Origin of the sequence: Gordonia lacunae (genome assembly GCF_002149015.1) — a bacterium.
GTDB classification, from domain to species: Bacteria; Actinomycetota; Actinomycetes; order Mycobacteriales; family Mycobacteriaceae; genus Gordonia; species Gordonia lacunae.
The window spans coordinates 19,689-40,536 of sequence record NZ_NGFO01000038.1 but is presented as its reverse complement, the minus strand read 5'-3'; the positions used below and the strand labels follow the sequence as shown (position 1 = coordinate 40,536).

The 20,848-nt window shown below is 70.7% G+C and carries 2 protein-coding genes; both read right to left on the bottom strand.

The annotated features are described in order from the left end of the window. The coding region (locus CA982_RS23105) for a non-ribosomal peptide synthetase (RefSeq protein ID WP_086537507.1) at positions 1 to 12,228 on the bottom strand (12,228 nt) is incomplete at its 3' end. Beyond that, entirely contained in the window at positions 12,225 to 20,519 is an 8,295-nt protein-coding gene (locus tag CA982_RS23100) for an amino acid adenylation domain-containing protein (protein WP_086537506.1), read from the bottom strand. The genes CA982_RS23100 and CA982_RS23105, both read right to left, overlap by 4 nt. Positions 20,520 to 20,848: the final 329 nt, after the last annotated feature.

The window sequence follows — 20,848 nt, the reverse complement described above, 5'->3', positions numbered from 1 at the left end:
CACCGCCACATCACCCACCGACAACCCCACCCGCTCAGCAACCACCGACCCCACCGAACGACCCGACCACCCCAACCCCACACCCACACCACGCGACCAACCCTCGACCGTCGAACGCATGGCCGCCGGCATCGGATCGAGCGCCGCCACCGGCAACGTCGGATCGTCGATCACCACATCCAGCACATCCGCCAGCGTGGCCGCGACCACCTCGGCGACCCCGTCGCCGACGAGGCCCAGGTCGGCCTTGACGGTCAGACAGAGGTCGTCACCCTCCGGCGCGGCGATGAGTGCCAGCGGGTAGTGCGTGGCATCGGCCGTGCTCACGTCGCGGATCTCCAGGCCTGAGGTCCGCGACCCCTCCACCACCGTGTCCACGTCGACGGGGTACGACTCGAAGACCACGAGGGTGTCGAACAGCCTCGGATGCCCCGTCGACGCGGTGATGTCACCGAGCCCGACGAACTGGTGATCCAGCATCCGCGCCCGCGAGCGATGCAGCTCACCGATGAGGCCGGCCAACGTCTGACGCGGATCGACATCGGCCGTCACCGGCACCGTGTTGATGAACAGGCCGATCATGCCGTCGGCGCCGTCGAGATCTGCGGGCCGCCCCGACACCGTCTCACCGAAGACAACTCGGCGCTCACCGGTGAAGCGGGACAGCACGATCGACCACGCCGCGTACAAAACCGTACTCGTCGTCGTGCCCAGCCGACGCACGGTTCGTTCCACCGCCGCCCGACGGTCCGCGGGAACCCGGACCGTCACCTCGTGCCGGCGGGGTCGAGCGTCGGCACCGCGGTGCTCCTGTGGACAGAGCAGGGTCGGTCCGACGTCGACGAGATGCTCGCGCCACGCGCTCACTGCGGTTTCCCGGTCGCGTCCGTCGAGCCACTCGAGGTAGGACTCGAAGTCGCCGGCGGGTGTGATCGCCGGCCGGCCCAGATGTGCCGCGAGGAGGTCGGCGACGAGAATCGGACCCGACCAGCCGTCCAGGATGATGTGGTGCGCGGTGATGACCAGCGTGTGCGCCGGACCCGTCACCGTGTCGTGCGACACCGCGGAGAACCGGATGAGCGGCGGGTCGTCCAGCACGAACGGGCGGCGCAGATCCTCGTCGGCGATCTCGACGATCCGTGCTGCCGACTCGGCCATGCTCAGATCCGACAGGTCCACACCACGGAAGTCCGGCTCGATGACCGCGGGATCATCGCTCGGCGGAACGACCACGACCAGTCGGCCCGACGGAGTGCGGGTGAAGCCCGAACGCAGAACTCGTTGCCTGGCCAGCAGCTCGCGGATCGCCGGCAGAATCGTGTCGACGGGATGATCACCGTCGAACTCGATGATCGATTGGGTCACATAGGGATCGGCCCCGACCAACCGCTCCGCCTCGTAGAACAAGCCGTGTTGCAGTGGCGTCGGCGGCCAGATCGCGCACCGGGCGCGCGAACGGCGTGTGCCCGACCGGGCGGCGAGAACATGGTCGATGTCGGCCTGGTCCGACCCGCCGATCACGTCGGTCTCGCTGGGTCCCGGATCACCCACGGCGTCGACATACGCGGTGAGCGACGACAGCGCCGCCTCCCAACGATCAGCGATACCGGCCAGAGCGGACTCGTCGAGCAATCCCGCCGGCGCGGTGAGGTCCACCCGCAGTTCGCGACCGCGTGCAGTCGCCATCGAGCCCGCCGTCACGGTCAGTGCGGCCAGCGCCACCATGTCTCCACGGACCGAAGGCGGGAGCGAGGGCGCGTCCGGGACCGGGACGAATTCCGTTGCAGCCACGCCGATACCGGCATCCCCGGGAACATCCGGCCCGCTCGCTTCGCTCCCGGCGCCGCCATCATGCGGCCCGCTCGCTTCGCTCCCGGCGCCGGGACCCAGCAGGCCCAGGTAGTTCACCGTGATCGGCGGGAGCGGCCGATCCCGCAGCGGTGAGTCGGGCCGTGACCAGCGCAGCGGCCCGAACGCGATCCCGTTGTCCGGCATCCGAGCCCGGGTGTCCTTGAGCGCTTTGACCGTCGCCGCCAGTCGACGACCCGGGGTGGCCTCCACGGCGGTCCCGGTCGGCCCGGTCGGACCGTCGGACCGCGTCGCCTCCGGGACATCGACACTCACCGGCACGAAGGAGGTGAACCACCCGACCGTCTCGGCCAGGTCGGCACCGGGTGCGATGCTCTCTTCGCGACCGTGGTTCTCGATCATCATCGACACCGGACCCGTGACCGGCACCGACTCCCGCACCGCGTGCGCGACGGCCGCGGCCAGCACCGTGTCCGGGCGCGCGCCGAACGACTCGGTGACCGTGCCCAGGACCCGCTCCGCGAGACCGGGCTCGACGGTGCGGGTCACCGACACCGTGGTGGCGAGTCGGTCCCGGGCGCGGTCGACGGTCAGTTCCGGCGGCTGCGTCGACGGTAGTTGTCGCGTCCACCAGTCGATCTCCGCTGTCCGATCGGCGAGTTCGGCCAGCACGCCGGCCCAGCGCCGGAACGAGGTGCCCGACGCGACCAGGGCCGGCGACTCCCCGTTGCGGTACTGCCACCACGCGCGGCCCAGACCCGCCACGATGGTCGGCCACGACACGGCGTCGACGCCGAGATGGTGGGCCGCGACGACCACCCGGCCGGTCCCGTCGGCAAAGCGCACACCGACCGCGGCGAGCAACCGCCCATCGGCCGGCGACAAGGTCGCGAGAGCTCGCGAATGCGCGGCGCGGACAGCGTCGTCCACCGCGGGTGACGGAGTCGTCCCGGCTCCGACGCCGGGGACGTCGGGACGGTCGAGGATCTCGACCGTGATGTCGTCGGGGTCGCCGTCACCGGCCAGGACCGTCGGCGAGCCATCGGCGTCCAGCCGGAACGACGCCGCGAGCATCGGGTGGGCCGCGGCGACCGCGGCCACCACCGCCCGCACCGCGGGCTCGTCGGCCTCGGCGGGAAGTGCGAGCACGGTGCTCTGCGAGAAGTCCGCGAGGTCGCCCGGTTCGTCGGCGAGTTCGAGCATCCACGCCACCCCCGGTGTCAGCTCGACCGGACCGGTTGCGCCGCCCGGCAATTCGTCGAGGGCGGTGGCGGACTCCGTTCGTGCGGCGCCGGCCAGCTCTCGAATCGTCGACGCCGTGAACACATCGCGCGGTGTGAGGTGCAGCCCTGCGGCGCGCAACATCGACGTGAGCCGGATGGAGGCGATCGAGTCCCCACCGAGTTCGAAGAACGAACGGGTCAGCGGCACATCCTCGAGCCCGAGCACCGACGCGACGATCGCGGCGACCATCTGTTCCGACTCACCGACGGGAGCAGAGTCGCTGTCCTCGGTCCCCGACAACAGATCGAAACGCGGACGGGGCAGCGACTTGCGGTCCAGTTTGCCGGTGCTGCCGAGCGGGGCCTCGGCCAGCGGGACCCAGAGGGTCGGCCGCATGTACGCCGGCAACGACGCGGTCACCGCTTCTCGTGCGCGTCCGACGACCTCATCCCCGTTCCTTCCACCCCCGTCCGGTGCGATGAGGTAGCCCACGAGGTGTTCCGAACCGCCCGGGGCGCTCGCGACGGTGACCACGGCCTGGCGGACGCCGTCGACCGTCGCCAGGACCGCCTCGATCTCACCGAGCTCGATCCGTTGGCCGCGCAGTTTGACCTGGAAGTCGCTGCGCCCCAGATACTCCAGCTCGCCGGCGCGGTTGCGTCGGACCAGGTCACCGGTTCGGTACAGCCGCGCTCCGCCGCCCGCGGGATCGGCGACGAAACGCTCGGCGGTGAGGTCGGGGCGGGCTGCGTACCCGCGCGCGAGCTGGACACCTCCCAGGTACAACTCGCCGGTGATGCCCGCGGGCACGGGGCGCAGCCGCTCGTCGAGGACGAACGTCCGGGTGTTCCACACCGGCCGCCCGATGGGCACCACCTCGGCGTCGGCGTCCGGGGTCGCCGCGGTGACCTCGACGGCGGCTTCGGTCGGACCGAACAGGTTGGACACGCGAACATGCGGGAGCGCGGCGCGCACCGACCGTAGAACGGCCGGCGGGAGCGCCTCGCCGGAGCAGTAGAGGTGGCGCAGGCTCGGCAGGAGTGGACGCCCGGCGCCGGGAGAGGAGCGAGCGGGCCGAATCCCGTCCGCGCCGGGAGCGGAGCGAGCGGGCCGAATCCCATCGGCGCCGGGAGCGGAGCGAGCGGGCCGAATCCCGTCCGCGCCGGGAGCGGAGCGAGCGGGCCGAATCCCATCGGCGCCGGGAGCGGAGCGAGCGGGCCGAATCCCATCGGCGCCGGGAGCGGAGCGAGCGGGCCGGAGTTCACCGACGAAGACCGCGAGCAGCGACGGGACGAAGTGCACCGTGGTGATCTGCTCTGTGTCGATGAGGCGGGCCATCGAGTGCGGGTCGAGATGTGCGTCGTCGGGCGCGATGACCAGCCGGGCGCCGGTCAGCGCCGGGGTCAGCAACTCGGGCACCGACACGTCGAAGGTGGCGGGTGTTTTCAGCAGGATGGAGTCGTCCGGCCCGATCCCGAATTCGTCCACACCCCAGCGCAATCGATTCAGCACTGAGCGGTGGCTCACCGTGACGCCCTTCGGCCGGCCGGTCGAGCCCGAGGTGAAGATGGTGTAGGCCGCGTGCTCGGGACGCAGCACCGATCGGCGTTCGTGATCGGCGACCGGGACGGTGTCGAGGTCGACGGGGCTCCCGGCGTCCACGAGGATCGTGCGCGAGACCTCGCCCGCGGCGGGAACCCGTGCGTCGCAGACCAGCGCGATCGTCGCGCGCGAGGTGTCGACCATGTAGCGGACGCGATCGGTCGGCGCGTCGGGTGCGACCGGCATGTACTGTCCGCCCGCGGCGAGGACCGCGTGGACCGCAACAACCATTTCGACCGACCGTGGCATGCACACCACGACGCAGTCCTCCGGGCCGATCCCGAGTCCGATGAGTTCCCGTGCGAGAGTGGCCACCCGCGCGGCGAACTCGCGGGAGGTGACCGAGCGCCCGTCGCAGCGCAGCGCGATGGCGTCCGCAGATCGCAGGTGGTCGGCGACCGCGAAAGCCGCCGGCACCGTGAGGTCCGGCAGGGTGACGGCGCGCCCGATCGAGAGTTGTTGCTGGGTTGCCGCTTCGGCTGTCGTGAGGATCGGGATGTCGGCGACGGGGAGGTCCGCGTCGGCGGCGAGGGCGTCGAGGGCCGAGCACAGCGCCGAGGAGATCGTCTCCGCGGTCGACTGGTCGAACAGCGCGGTGGCATAGGTGATCGAGCCGGCCAGCCCGCCGTCCGCCGTCTCGCGGAAGCCGATCGCGAGGTCGAACTTCGCGTCGGTGTCCTCGAGTTCGACGAACTCGGCGTCGAGATCGTCGAGTGCACCGAGGGTGGCGTCGCCGTTGACGGTGTGGACGAGGAGGACCTGCGCGAGCGGTTCCACGTTCTCGATCCGCCGCGGGTTCACGGCGTCGATCACGCGCTCGAACGGGACGTCGGTGTTATCGAACGCGGCGAGGTCGGCGTTCTTCACCTGATCGAGCAATGCAGCGACGGTGAGGTGCGGCTCGACGTCGACCGACAGGACGACGGTGTTGACGAACATGCCGATCAGCTGGTCGATCTCCGCCCGGCCGCGACCGGCAACCGGTGTGGCCACCGCGATCCGGGTCGTCGACGTCAAGCGCGCGAGCACCGCGGCGGTGGCCGTGTGGGCCACCATGAACAGGGTGGCGCGTCGGGCCGCGGCACGCCGCCGCAGGTGCGTGACGACCGATGCCGGCAACGACCACCGCACCGTGGCCGCCCGTCCGTCGGGCACGGCGGGGCGGGGCCGATCGGTCGGCAACGGCAACACGTCGGGCAGACCGGTCAGCCGTTCGGCCCAGAACCGCAGCTGTCGTGCCATCAGGGATTCGGGGTCCGAGACGTCACCGAGCCGGTGTCGTTGCCACACCGCGTAATCCGCGTACTGGAACCGCAGGGCGGGCCAGTCCGGCACCCGACCCGATCGTCGCGCCCGGTAGGCCTGGGCGATCTCCGCCGCCAGCACCGGCGCCGACTCACCGTCGGCGGCGATGTGATGCAGCGCGATCACGAGTACGTGTTCGGTCGTCGACACGGAGACGACGCGAGCCCGCACCGGCAGGTCGGTCGTCACGTCGAACGCGGCTGCGACGAGGTCGTGGATCTCCTGGTCGACGACCTCGTCGGCCGATGCGACGGCCCGCGGCGTGACCACCGTGTGGCCGATCGAGAGCCGCCCCGCCCAGTCGTCCAGAACGAGCGCCACGGGTTCGACACCGACGGGCACGGCGTCATCGGACCGTCCGGCGTCGTGCGCCGCGGCGTCCGAGGGTCCGGCGGCGTCTGCGTCGGGAGTCCCCGTCGGGTAGACGGTGCGCAGCACCTCGTGCCGGTCGACGACGTCGAGGATCGCCGCGCACATCGCGGACACGTCGAGGTCGCCGCGCACGCGGACCACGATCGGGATCACGTAGGCGGTCGACCCCGGATCGAACTGGTTGAGGAACCACATCCGGCGTTGCGCGTACGAGAGGGGCACCGGGTGCGGCCGGCGGATGGCCTCGAGTGCCGGCAGTTCGCTGCCGGGACCGTGTTCCCCGGCGTCGACGGCGGCGGCCAGCGCGCGGACGGTGGGCGTCTCGAACAGCGCCCGCACCGGTATCTCGACGCCGAGTGCGACTCCCAGGCGTGCCATGACCCGGGTCGCCGACAGCGACGTTCCGCCGAGATCGAAGAACGACGCCTCCGCCGACACCTCCTCTGGAGCGTCGAGCCCCAGCACCTCGGCATAGACCGCCGCGACCGTCTGCTCGGTCGCCGTTTCCGGCCGGACGTGTACGTTCCCGCCGAAACGCGGCGTGGGCAGTGCCCTGCTGTCGAGCTTCCCGGTGGCCGTCAGGGGGATCTCGTCGAGCGGCACGATGAGGGTGGGCACCATGTGGGCGGGCAGCCGACGGGCCGCGTGGGCCGCCACGTCCCCGGTGTCGGGTGCAATGCCGGCGACACCGTGAACCCAGGACACGAGGACCGTCTCTCCCGAGGTCGGGTGCTCGACTCCGGCGGTCGTCGAGAAATCGACCGACTCGTGCTCGCCGAGGACGGCGTCGATCTCACCGAGCTCGATCCGGAAGCCGCGGATCTTGACCTGGAAGTCGCTGCGGCCGAGGAAGTCCAGTGCCCATCGACCGTGTCGCCGGCGCCACCGGACGAGGTCCCCGGTGCGGTACATCCGCTCTCCTGGCGCACCGAACGGCGCCGCGACGAACCGTTCGGCGGTGAGCGCCGTCTGGCCGAGGTAACCGGCGGCGAGCGCAGCGCCGGCCAGGTACAGCTCACCGGCCACCCCGGCCGGAACGGGATGCAGGCGCGGATCGAGCACCGCGACGGTGATCCCGGCAATCGGACCGCCGATGGTGATCGGCGAGTCCGGGCGCATCGGTGCGGACGACGTGGCCCAGATGGTGGTCTCGGTGGGGCCGTAGAGGTTTCGCATCGCGCGACCGGGCGACCAGCCCCGGACCAGTTCCGGCGAGCAGACGTCCCCGGCGACGGAGATGACCTCGAGATCCGGGAAACCGTCAGCAGACGACACGTGCGAGCCCGTCTCGGCGAGCACATCGGACACCGTCGCGAGTGCGGTCGGGGTGATGGTCGCATGGGTGACGTGTTCCCGGCGCAGGATCGCCGCGAGTTCGGCGCCGCCCGTCACCCCGTCCGGCACCACGACCATCGTCGACGCACTCGCCACCGCGACCAGTGTCTCGAAGACAGCCGCGTCGAAACCCGGTGCCGCGAAGCGGAGTACACGTGCGGCCGGTGTGAGGTCGAATCTGACGCGCGCATCGGCGATCAGGTCGGCCAACCCCCGGTGCGTGACCGCGACGCCTTTCGGCCGGCCCGTCGACCCGGAGGTGAAGATGACGTAGGCGGTCTCGTCGGGTCGGGGACGACGGCCAATCGTGTCGACGTCGGTCGAGACGTCACCGGTCACGTCCCCGACCCCGTCCATCTCGAGGTGGTCCTCGACGAGGATCCATTCCACTGGCGTGGGTGACACCGGCGCCGGGAGCGGAGCGAGCGGGCCTGATGATGACACCGGCGCCGGGAGCGGAGCGAGCGGGCCGAATGACTCCGGCGCCGGGAGCGGAGCGAGCGGGCCTGATGATGACGTCAGTTCGGAGACGGCTGCGGCCGAGGCGATCCCGAGGCGGGCGTCGACGGTGTCCAGCATGTGGCGCAGGCGCTCGACCGGCAGGGCGGGATCGACGGGAGCCACGGCCGCACCCGTGCGCGCGACCGCCCAGAACCCGACCGTGCCCGCGAGCGATCTCGGTGTGGCCAAGGCGATCACGGTGCCCGGGCCGGCGCCGCGCGCACGGAGTACGGCGGCCAGCCGTCGCGTCTCGACGTCGAGCCGACCATAGGTCAGGTGCCGTCCGTTCTCGGTGACCGCGACGCCACCGGGATTCACGGAGATCGCCGTGTCCAACAGGTCGGCCAGTGTCGACCTCGACGAGGCCAGGCTCGGCGCGGCGACCACCGCGCCGGAAGCCTCGTCCCCGGTGGGCAGGTCACCCACCGGCAGGTTCGGGTCGACTGTGACGGCTCGCGCGAGGGTGACCATCCGACGGAGGAATGCGTCCACGGTGTCGGCGTCGAACAGTGCGGTCGCGTAGGTGACGATCACGCGGGTGTCGTCGTCGGCGGGGCGACCCGGTTCGTCGAGGACGGTGACCTGCAGGTCGACCTTGGCCGTGGTGACCGGAGCCTCGATCTCGGCGACGACGAGACCCGGTAACTCGACCGCGGGCCTGGTCGCGTTCTGGAAGGCGAGAGCGACCTGGACGAGGGGCGGATGTGCGGTGTTGCGCACCGTGACGACCTCGTCGACGACGGTCTCGAACGGGAGGTCGGCGTGATCGAGTGCGGCGACGTCGATGTCGCGGATGGCGTCGAGCAGGTCGGTGAACGCGACGTCGCGAGACACCCGGCTTCGCAGCGCGAGCGTGTTGACGAACATCCCGATGAGCGGATCCAGATCACGTTCGCCCCGCCCGGCCACCGGGGTTCCGATGACGATGTCTTCGTCGGCACCGGACCGGACGAGTGTGACCGCGAGCAGCGCGTGGACGACCATGAACATCGTCGCGCCGTGCCGACCGGCCAGGTCCCGCAACCTGTTCCAGGTGACCGCGTCGAATGCCGAGGACAGTTCGGCACCCGAGTCGTCCCGGACCGGGGCCCGCAGCCGATCCACCGGCAACTCGATGAGCTCCGGCGCACCCGCCAGACCGGCGCGCCAGTACTCGAGCTGGCGCGCCGCGAGAGAGGTGGGGTCGGCGGTGTCCCCGAGCCGGTGGTGCTGCCACACCGCGTAGTCGGCGTAGTGGACCGGCAGTGGCGCCCAGCCGGGCTCCCGTTGGGCCAGACGGGCCTCGTAGGCGGTGACGAAGTCGGTGACCATCGGCGCGACCGAACCACCGTCGCTGATGATGTGGTGCACCACCAGGACGAGGATCATGTCGTCCTCGGCGACGCGGAGCAGCCGGGCCCGGACCGGCGCGGTGTCCTCGAGATCGAAACCCCGACTGGTGATCTCGGCGATCGTGGCGGAGATGTCGGCCTCGTCGGCGCCGCGCATGTCGATGGGGGGCGCCACCCGGACGTCATGCCGGTTGTCCCCGACCGGCGCGATCACCTGCTCGGGAACGCCGTCCACCGATACGAACCGCGTACGGAGCACCTCGTGTCGGGCAAGCAGATCCGCGAGCGCGGCGGCGACGACCACCGGATCCGGGGAACGCCGGCCGGCGTCGGGACCAGGGGCCGGCGCGGCACTCAGGCGGAGGACCGCCGGGATGAGGTAGCCGGCCCCGCCGGGGTCCAGTGTCTCGAGGAACCAGATACGTCGCTGCGCGGGCGACAGCGGGAGCACCCCGCCGCGGTCGATCCGGGCCAGCGGAATCCGGCGCGGCGGCACTCGGTGTGCAAGGGCGCCGGCCCCCTCGGACTCGCCGCCGCCCTGATCGTCGATGACCGCCGCCAGACCCCGAATGGTGGGATCGGCGAAGACCGCTCGCGCGGAGACCGTCGTGTCGAACCGCTCGGCTGCCCGGGCCGCCACCCGGGTCGCGGTGAGAGAGTTGCCGCCGAGATCGAACAATGAGGTGGTCACCCCGACGTCGTTCACGCCCAGGATCTCGGCGACGAGCCCGGCCAGCGCCGCCTCGGTGGCGGTGGCGGGCGGCTCGGCACCGATCGGGCCGTCCCCGGACCCCGGGTCGGGCAGGGCACCTCGATCGAGCTTGCCGTTCACGGTGAGCGGGAGTCGCGGAAGCCAGACGAACCGCGTGGGCACCATGTAGTCGGGCACCGCGGTCGCGAGCCGCGCACGGATCTCGTTCTCCGGCAGCGCTACCGGCCCGGCGGTGGCCGGATCGTCGGTACCGGCGGTGGCCGGGTCATCGCTACCGCCGGTGGCGACCAGATAGCCGACGAGGTGATCGGTGTCCCCGAGGGTACGGATGTCCGCCCCCGCCGCGTCGACACCGTCGATCGCCGACATCGCCGACTCGACCTCGCCGAGTTCGATGCGGAAGCCGCGGAGTTTCACCTGGCCGTCGCGTCGTCCCACGAATTCGATGGACCCGCCGCGGGACACACCGACATCGCCCGTGCGATACATGCGGCCCCCCGGCGGACCGAACGGATCGGCGACGTACCGCGTGGCCGTCTGACCGTGCCGATGCAGGAATCCACGAGTGACCTGCGCGCCCGAGACATACAGTTCGCCGGGCACCCCGTCGGGTACAGGGGCGAGCCGGCCGTCGAGCACGTGCACCCGCGAACCGAGGAGCGGAGTCCCGATGTCGGAGGCGGTCGCCCCGTCGACGAACGCGCGGGTGAGTTCGCGGCGGGTCATGTAGACCGTCGTCTCGGTGGGACCGTACATGTTGTTGAGTTGCGGACCCCCGACGTCGGCACCCGAACGGGTCGCCGACCCGTCCGCCGCCCGGTCCGACTGCCACTTCCGCACCTGCTCGTAGTCGAGTAGTTCTCCCGAGAAGTGCAGTCGGCGAACGGACTCGGGCAAGCGTCGGCCGTGGGGCGGGCGAACGACCGCGGCGAACTGATAGAACGACGACGGGGTGAAGTTGACGACCGTCACCCCGTGCCGGTCGAAGGCGTCGACCACGTCGTCGGGGGCGCGCGTCGTCGCGTGATCGAGCACGAGGAGATGTCCACCGGCGCGCAGGGCGGCCCAGATCTCACCCACCGACACGTCGAATGCGTAGGAGTGGAACAACGACCACACATCGTCGGGAGTGCTTTCCACGACGGTGTCGAGGGCCGTCAGCAGCGACACCACGTTGTCGTGGGTGACGACGACGCCTTTCGGTCGTCCGGTGGACCCGGAGGTGTACATCACGTACGCACTCGCGTGCGGGTTCACATGATCCGGCAGGGAGGGCGACGCGCCCTCCGCGTCGAACTCGTGGTGCGTCAGCAGGTCCTGCGGCGTGCACAGCGGCGCGGACATCGCCGCCCAGGCCTCCACCGTCTCGTCCTCGGCCAGCACCACCACCGGCGACGCGTCGTCGACGATGCCGGTCAACCGTGCGACCGGGTGGGTGCGATCGAGGGGCAGATAGGCGGCGCCGGTCCGGAGAACCGCCAGCAACGCCACGACGAGGTCCGCCGATCGCGGCAACGCGACGCCCACGAGGGTCTCGGGTCCCGCGCCGCGGGCGACGAGGGCGTGGGCCATCTGCTCCGATCGCTCGTCGAGCTCACGGTAGGTGAGCGACGCCCCGGCGAGGTCGGTGAGGGCGACGGCGTCGGCCCGGCGGCGCGCGGCGATCCGGATGAGGCCCGGTAGCGAGGCGCGGTCACCGTCGCCCAGGATCTCGTCGAGACGACGGTCGAGTTCGTCGACGATCTCGGCGGCCGTTGCGGCGAGTTGCGATCCACTCAATCCGGCGCGCGGCATCAGCGCCGTCACCGTCGCGCGCAGGGCGGCGTCGGGCGCGACACCCCGCCCCGCCAGGGTGATCGCCGACGCCGACACCCTGCGGTGAAGGGCACGGAACGACACCGGGCCGGCCGCACCGGTCATCGCGATGTCGTCGCCCGCATGGGTCGCGGCAAGCGCGAGCGACCGCAGCGCCGAGGGACGCGGTGACGACGGGGCCGACCCCGTCGAGGCGCGGGGAATCGAGGTGTCCGACGTCACGCGGGTCCCACACGATTTCGCGGGAGCGCATCCGATCCGGTGTCCGCGTCCCGACCCAACACGGCGTCGGCGGCTGCTCGCACGCTGTCGAAGACGTCGTCGATCGACCGGTCGGCGTCGGCCAGAAGCGTTGCCACGGCGATCGTCAGCGCCTCCGCCGGATCCTCGTCGGGAACCGAGATGGACATCGCCACAGCGGTTGCCTCGAGATCGGCGAAGGTCACCAGCGGCGCCCTCGCGACGCCGATGACGGTGTCGGGTGCGATGGCCGCCACCTCCGACACGATCTCGTGGAGCGGACGCACGTCCTCGGCCCCGCCGTGGTCCGGCGTCGTCTCCTCCCAGAGCGCGAGATCCCCGACCGCGGTGTCGGGCCGTGCCACGATGTCGGTCAGCAGATTCCGGTATCGCTCGGCGAACAGCGCCACCGTGTCCCGGTCGAACAGATCGGTGTCGAACGCGATCTGCCCACCCAGTGCGCCGTTGCGCTCGACACCGTCCGGATCGCCCGGATAGAGCATGACCTCGAGATCCACCTTGGCCGGGAACGAGGCGGGCAACCGCGGGCGAACGTGCAGACCGTCGAGTTCGACTTCCGGGAACTCGAGGTTCTGATAGGCGATCATCACCGAGAACAGCGGATTGCGGCGTCCACGACGAACCGTTCCGCGGTCGGCACGGGCCAGGTGATCGACGATCTCGTCGAAGGACACGTCGGTGTGCCCCAGGTCGGCAAAATCGTCGGTGTGCACTCGCCGCAACAGGTCCGCGAACGGCTCGTCCAGCCGCAGCCGCGTCCGCAGTGGCACCGTGGTCGCGAGCATTCCCACCATGTCGGTCAGGGCAGGATCATCGCGCCCGGCGAACGGCGTGCCGATGACGATGTCGTCACTGCCCGACAGCCGCCCGATCAGGACCGCGAGCGCAGCGTGCAGCACGGCGAACTGGGTCGTGTTGCCCACTCGGGCCATCTGGCGGAGCATCGTCGCCGTCGACGGCGGGATGTCGAGATCGACGACGCCCCCGAGGTGGCGGGGCTCCACGGGGCGCGGCCGGTCGGTCGGGATCGTCGCCGGCTCCCCCACCCGGTCGAGACGCCGCCTCCAGTACTCGAGTTGACGCTGCCGTTCGGTCATCCCGCCGGGGCGCACGGTCTGCAGGCGCTCGGCATGCCAGATCGCGTAGTCCGCGAACTGCACGCGCTGTCCGACGACACTCCCCGATCCCGACCTGCCCGAGATCCGGGCGGCGTAGAACTCGGCGAGGTCGCGAGCGAGCGGGCCGAGAGATCCGCCGTCGGCGTTGATGTGATGCACGACGAACACCAGTACGTGCCGGTCGGCGCTCAGTCGCAGGATCGCCGCGCGGACGGCCGGGGGTCCGGTCAGATCGAATCCGGCGTCGACGACTGCGGCGATCTCGACGGCGAGCCGGTCCCCGGCGGTGGTGTCGAGCCGGTCCCCGGCGAGATCGACCAGCGGAATCCGTAACGCGTGCACCGCATCTGCGGCCGGGGTGATCAGCTGTACTGGGGCGCCGTCGTGGAGCGGGTAGCGCGTCCGCAACGACTCGTGACGGGCGACGAGATCGCCCACCGCGCCGGTGAGGGCGGGGACGTCCAACCGGCCGTCGAGTTCCAGGGTCAGCCCGACGTTGTACGCGGGCGACGCCGGATCGATCTGATTGATCGACCACAGCCCGCGTTGGACCCCGGTGAGGTCGACGACATGCGTGCGGTCACGCGGTGTCAGCATGCGCCCGGCCGATTCCCGGTCGGCCGTTGCCACGGCCGCCACGAAATCCGCGACGGTGGGATTCTCGAAGAGCAGCGACATCGGCACGCGACGTCCGATGTGTTGTTCGACGCGATAGGCGACCTTGGTCGCCGACAACGAGCTGCCGCCGAGTTCGAAGAACCCGTCGTGGACGCTGACCTCCCGTACGCCGAGCACGTCGGCGAAGATCTGCGCCACGACGCCCTCGAGCCGGCTGCGCGGGGCGACGTACTCGCGGGCGGGCGAGATCTCCACCGCGGGCAGGGCGCGACGGTCGACCTTGCCGGTCCGGGTCATCGGCAACCCGTCGAGCACGACCACGGTGTGCGGAACGAGATGCGCCGGGAGACGAGCCGCCGCGTGGTCCAGGATGTGCTCGGGTGCCGGCAGACGGTCGGGTGGAGCGGTCACATACGACACCAGGACCGTCTCCCCCGCCGGCGTCGAAGTCCCGACGGTCACCGCGGTCTCCACGTCGGGATGGCTCGCGAGAACCCCGTCGACCTCGCCGGGTTCGACCCGCATGCCGCGGATCTTGATCTGGAAGTCGTTGCGGCCGTGGTAGACGATGTCACCGGACGGCGTCCGGGTGACGAGGTCGCCGGTCCGGTACATCCGGCCCCCGGCGTCGAACGGATCGGCCACGAAGCGGGCGGCCGTCAGTCCGGGACGACCGTGATAGCCGCGCCCGAGTGCCCGTCCCGACAGATACAGCTCGCCGAGAACGCCGTTCGGCACCGGACGCAGGCACGCGTCGAGGACCTTGACGCCCACTCCGGAGATCGGTCCACCGATGGTCACCGGTTCCGCGGGCCGCAGCGGCGCGGAGACGGTGGCCCAGATGGTGGTCTCGCTGGGGCCGTACAGATTCAGCAGCGGGCGACCGGCGGTGTGCCATCTCGTGACCAGCTCCGGCGGGCAGGCCTCGCCCGCCACCATCACGACCGCGAGTTCGGGCACCGCTGCGGGATCGAGGGTGGCGAGCGCGGTCGGGGTCATGATCGTGTGGGTGACCCGATGCCCGGCGATGACGTTCTCGAGTTCGGGTCCGGCGAACACATCGGGTGGGCTGATCACCAGCTGAGCCCCCGAACACACCGCGAAGACGATCTCCCAGACCGCGACATCGAATCCCGGTGCGGCGACGTGGAGAATGCGCGCGTCCGGGGCTGCGCCCAGCCGCTGCTGCTGCTCGGCGACCAGCTCGGCGAATCCGGCGTGCGTCAACGTGGCGGCCTTCGGACGGCCGGTGGACCCGGAGGTGAACTGCAGATAGGCGACGTCGTCGAGGGAGATGGGCCGGACCCGCTCGGCATCGGCCACCGGATACGTCGGCCGTCCCGCGATGCCCAGATCCACCTCGAGGTCGTCCAGAACGAGACGGGCGACCGTGGGCGGGATCGACGATGACCCGGCGCCGGGTGCGCCGTCACCGTCCCCGGCAGGCGTTTCCGCCGTGATCAGCAACACCGCCCCGCTGTCGGCGAGCATCGCGGCGCGGCGCGCGACGGGCAGACGGGAATCGATCATCACGAAGGCGGCGCCGCTCATCGCCACCCCCAGTACGGCCAGCACGGACCGAGGTGATCGCGGAATGCTCACGGCGACGACGTCACCCGGACCGATGCCCCGTTCGATCAGGACGCGGGCGAGCTGATGGGTGGTGGTCGCGACCTCCGACCATCGCAAGACGCTGTCCCCGACCAGGGCCGGCGCGCCGGGATCGGCGCGGGCGAGACCGCGAGCCAGCAGTCCGGCAAGCGTCTGTTCCGGACGCGCCCCGCGGGCCGGCGATGCCAGGACGCGCGTCTCGTCCGGCCGCAGCAGGTCGATCGAACCGATGGTCCGGGACGATTGCCGCACCATCTGCGCCAGGACGAATCCCAGCCGCGCCGCCATCTCCCGCACCGTGGCGGCGTCGAAGAGATCGGTGGCATAGGCGAATTCGATGTCGTAGCGATCGGTGTGGTCCGTCACCGAGACGGTGACGTCGTATTTCGCGGACGGTACCCGCGCATCGAGGATCGCCGCGGACCCGGTCCAGTGGGCCAGCTCGGCCAGTTGGTCGGGTTGTACCGTCAGCGCGACCTGGAACAGCGGTGAATGCGCGGGCGACCGATGAGGCGCGACGGCGTCCACGACCCGCTCGAACGGGACATCGGCGCAACTCATCGCGCGAGCGCAGCGGCGATGGGCAGCGGTCACGAATTCGGCGACGGTGTCCGCCGGATTCAGGGTCGTTCGCAGGACGACGGTGTTGACGAACATCCCGACCAGGTCGGCGACCGCCGGGTCGTCTCGGCCGGCGACCGCTGTCCCGATACTCACGTCGTCGGTGGCGGCGAGTCGGCCCAGCGTGATCACCAGGGCGGACTGGAACACCGCGAACGGAGTGGCCGACAACGATCTCGCGAGCTGCCGGATGCCGTCGGTCAGCTCCGGGCCGAGCACGGTGTCGACGTGCGCTCCACTGCTCGACATCACCCGCGGACGCGGCCGATCGGTGGGCAGCTGCAACAGATCCGGCGCCCCACTCAACTCCGTACGCCAGAACTCCAGACCTTTGACCAGGAACGCCGACGGCGACTCCGGCGTACCGAGCGTCTCGGCACGCTCGACGGCGACATCGGCGTACTGCATCGGCAACGGCGCGAAATCCGGCTCCGCACCCGCACGCCGACTGTCGTACGCGGTCATCAGGTCTCGCAGCAACGGCCGTAACGAATGTCCGTCGGCCGCGATGTGATGCACCACCAGCACGATGACATCGCCGTCCGGATGACCCGTCACCACCCGGTAACGGAACGGGATCTCCTCGGCCAGGTCGAATCCCACGTCCGTGACCGCCGAGATCGCGGCAGCCAAGTCGGTCCCGCTCGCTCCGCTCCCGGCGACGGCCTCAAGCAGATCTGCGGCCACCTGCGCATCCAGGATTCGCTGTTCGGGTTCCCCGTCGACGACGGGGAACACGGTGCGCAGGATCTCGTGCCGGTGCACGACGTCCACGACGGCCCGGTGCAGGACGGCGGTGTCGACCGGATGCGTCAGGCGCAGCGCCCCGGACATGTTGTAGGTCGACTCGGCCGGCGACATCCTGTTGATGAACCACAGTCGGGTCTGCGCCTGGGACAGTGGGATTCGTGCCGGGCGCGGCAGCCGGGACGGGCCTCGAGCGGCCTGGTCGGAGTCCGGGATGACGACCGCACGCGACGCGAGATCGGCGAGATCGACCGCCTCGAAGACGTCGGTCAGGGCGATCCCGAGCCCGTGGTCGACGCGTGCCCGCGCCACCATCCGGGCGGCGAGCAACGAGTCGGAGCCCAGCGCGAACAGGTTGTCCGAGACGCTGACCCCGTCGCGGTCGAGCGCCTCCTCCACGAGAGCCACGAGCGCCCGCTCGGCGGGCGTATGCGGCGGCCGGAAATCCGTTGCGCCGGAGCCGAGTACCGGGGCCGGCAGCGCGCGCTGGTCGAGTTTTCCCGACCTGGTCGTAGGAAATGAGTCGAGCAGGACCACCCCAAGCGGAACCATGTGGCCGGGGAGCCGCCGCCGGCAGTGTGCGCGGACGGCCTCGGCGTCGAGCAGGCCACCGACAGGGCCGGTCGACTCTTCCCGCCGAGGGCGCACGTAGGCGACCAGGACCGGCGCGGGTCCGAGATCGTGGCGTGCGACGACGGCCACCGCATCGACGCCCGGTAGGGCGGCGATGACCGCCTCGACCTCGCCGGGTTCCACTCGGCGCCCCCGGATCTTGATCTGCTGATCGGTCCGTCCCAGGTACTCCAGCTCGCCGTCGCCGGTCCACCGGACCAGGTCGCCGGTGCGGTACATCCGGGCCCCCGCGGCGCCCTGCGGATCGGCCACGAACCTGGCGGACGTCTGCCCCGGCGCGCCGACGTAACAGTTCGCCAATTGCGCACCTACCAGGTGCAACTCACCGACGACCCCGACCGGAACCGGCCGCAGACGAGCGTCGAGTACCCGGACCACCGTGCCCGGCACCGGACGACCGATCGGCACGACCGCACGATCTGTCGTGATCCTCTGGGCCGTCACGTCGATCGCGGCCTCGGTCGGCCCGTAGAGATTCACCAGACCGGCGCGGCTCGTCGACCGTGCCCGATGGGCGAGCCGGGCGGGCAATGCCTCCCCGGAGGTGAACAGCCAGCGCACCTGATCCGGCAACGAGACCCTGTCGTACGCTGCCGCGTCGTCCGGGTCCGGGCCGCCGGCCACCTGCCGACCCTCGGTTTCCGGACCGAGCACCACGTCGAGGTAGGCGTCGAGCATGGACGGCACGAAGTGCACGACCGTGACCCCAGACCGTGCGATGAGGTCGCGGAGGTAGGCGGGGTCGCGGTGCCCACCCGGCTCCGCGATCACCATCCGCGCGCCGACGCGTAACGGCCACAACAACTCCCAGACCGACACGTCGAACGTCGCCGGGGTCTTGTACAGCACGGCATCGGCGGCGGCGATCGGGTGGTCGTGCTGCATCCAGGCGAGGCGTTGCACGATCGCGCGATGATCGATCTCGACGCCCTTGGGGATTCCGGTGGATCCCGAGGTGAAGATGACATAGGCGGCCAGGCCGGCCGGAGCCCGCCGGTCGCGGTGTACCGGGGTGGGCGGGCCGGGACGAGCTCCGTCCCTACGTCGGGAGCGGGGCGAATCGGGCCCGGGGTCGACGCCCAGGTCGGCAACGAACTGCGCGTCGACGATCACGGACGGGCCGACCGCGGCGGTGATCGCGCGTCGGCGTTCCTCCGGTTCGGCCGGGTCGACGGGCACGTAGGCCGCGCCCAGCCCGATGGCCGCGTAGACGGCACACACCTGCTCGATCGACCGGTCCAGCGCCACGACGACCCGGTCGTCGCGCCGCACGCCCAGACTCGCGAACCGGTCTGCGAATGTCCCGCAGGCACGCTCGAACTCGCGATAGGTCAGGGTGGTGTCACCGAACGTCACCGCGGGTGCGTCGGGTGTCGAGTCGACCTGGCGATCGAAGGCGGCCAGGATGTGCTCGTCGCCGACGGGGACGGCCGGCCCGCCGGAACCGAGGCGGTCCACCGTTGCCGACTCCCCGGCCACCAAGAGCTCGAGGTCTGCGACGGGCCGACGCGGCTCGGTGACGAACTGCGTGAGCAGGCTCAACAGTCGCCGCCGGTGCACGTCGAGTTCGGCCTGCTCGTACAACGTGGGGTTGGCGTGCAGACCCACTTCGAGCGGGGCGTCCGGGCCGGCCGCGAAGACGTTCATCACGAGGTCTTCCACCATTCCGGCGGACAACATGTGATATCGCACGCGAGCACCGTCGATGACGATCGGCTTGTCGAACAGCAGCAGGTTGACCAGCGGCCCGAAGCTCGTACCGAGGGTGTCACCGAAACCGGCTGCCGCCCTGATGTCCTCGGAGCGATAGCGCTGATGGCGGAGACCCGCGGTGATCTCCGCGGTCACGGCCGAGACGACATCGGCACACGTCGCCGTGGCGATCCCGTTCACGCGCAGGGGCAGCATGTTGGAGACCATCCCGGCCGAGTGTCGGATACGCGCCGTCGTCCGCGCGGTCACCGGGAGGCTGAGGACGATGTCGTCGCTTCCGGACATGCGCGCGAGGAAGGCGGCGAACGCGGCAGTGAGGATCGCGGCCACCGAGGCGTCGAGGTCGCGGGCACATCTTCGCAGTGCGTCGTCGAGCTCGGGACCGATCAGGCCGGCGGAGACGACCGTCTCGTTGCGGACCCCGGTGGTTGCGCGATGGGCCGCCAGGCTGACCCGCTCGGGGAGTCCGGCGGCGCGCTCGGACCAGAATTCCCGGTCCTTCTCGAATCGCGTGCTCTGCCGGTACGCGGCATCGTCGGCGACCACCTCGGCGACGCTGGCGCGCCGCACCGGACGGTGACCGGCCCGCGATGGTGCCGGCTCGGCGGGGTCGGCCTGGCGGTGCGAGTTGTACCTCGCCACGGCCTCGTGCAGGCACATCAGCGCGCCGTACCCGTCGAAGGCGATGTGGTGCCCGCGCATGTACCAGTAGGTGCGATCGTCGGCGATCCGGATGAACGCGGCGACGGCCACCGGGTCGGCGAGCAGGTCGACGGATCGCTGATGGTCCGCACGCATCCAGACCTCGGCTGCCGCTTCGGGATCCGGCTCGGCCCGCAGGTCGACGTCGACGACGTCGAAGGGAACGGAGTAGTCGATGTACTGCTGTGGCGTGCCGTCGACCTCGGTCACGCGGGTGTATGCAGTCTGGAGGTCGCGCGCCGCGTCGAGAACGCCGCGACGGAACAGTTCGCGATCGAACGGGCGCCCGTCGTCGACGATGTCGAGGTAGTGCGCGACCGTGACCGAGTGGTCGTCGACGAGATTCTCGGCGAACCACATGGCGCGTTGCGCCGCGGTCAGATCCAGCAGCTCGGTCCGAGCCTGCAGCTCAACGTCTCCAGGCGCTCGGGGTGTCCCCGGGCGCCTGTCTCCCCCAGTCCCATCTCGGTGGGACGCAGTGTCATCCATGCCTCGTCCGACGTCGGTTTCGGCGATTGGGTCGCTCGACGAAGACGCCCCCGCGTCCCCCCGCTGCGATCGTCGAACAGCAACGAATCATACGCGGTACATCGCTTTCGCTTCCGAAAGTGATACATCCCGCACGATCGGCCGATCCACACCGGTCGACGACTCCGAAAACTGGTGTGACAGATGGGATCACCCCAGTCCAGCAGGGTCACTCTGGTCACTCTCGCACCGTGCGTGGCGGCTCGGGCCCGGTGAGATTCGGTCGTTCGACCGACAGGGGCCGAATGAGGCCCGATGGAGTCAGGGCGGCGGAACGGGCAAGATCGAAC

What these genes read in the sequence shown, in the direction of transcription:
- CA982_RS23100 (WP_086537506.1), bottom strand. Translation starts at nt 20,519, where the DNA reads ATGGATGACACTGCGTCCCACCGAGATGGGACTGGGGGAGACAGGCGC.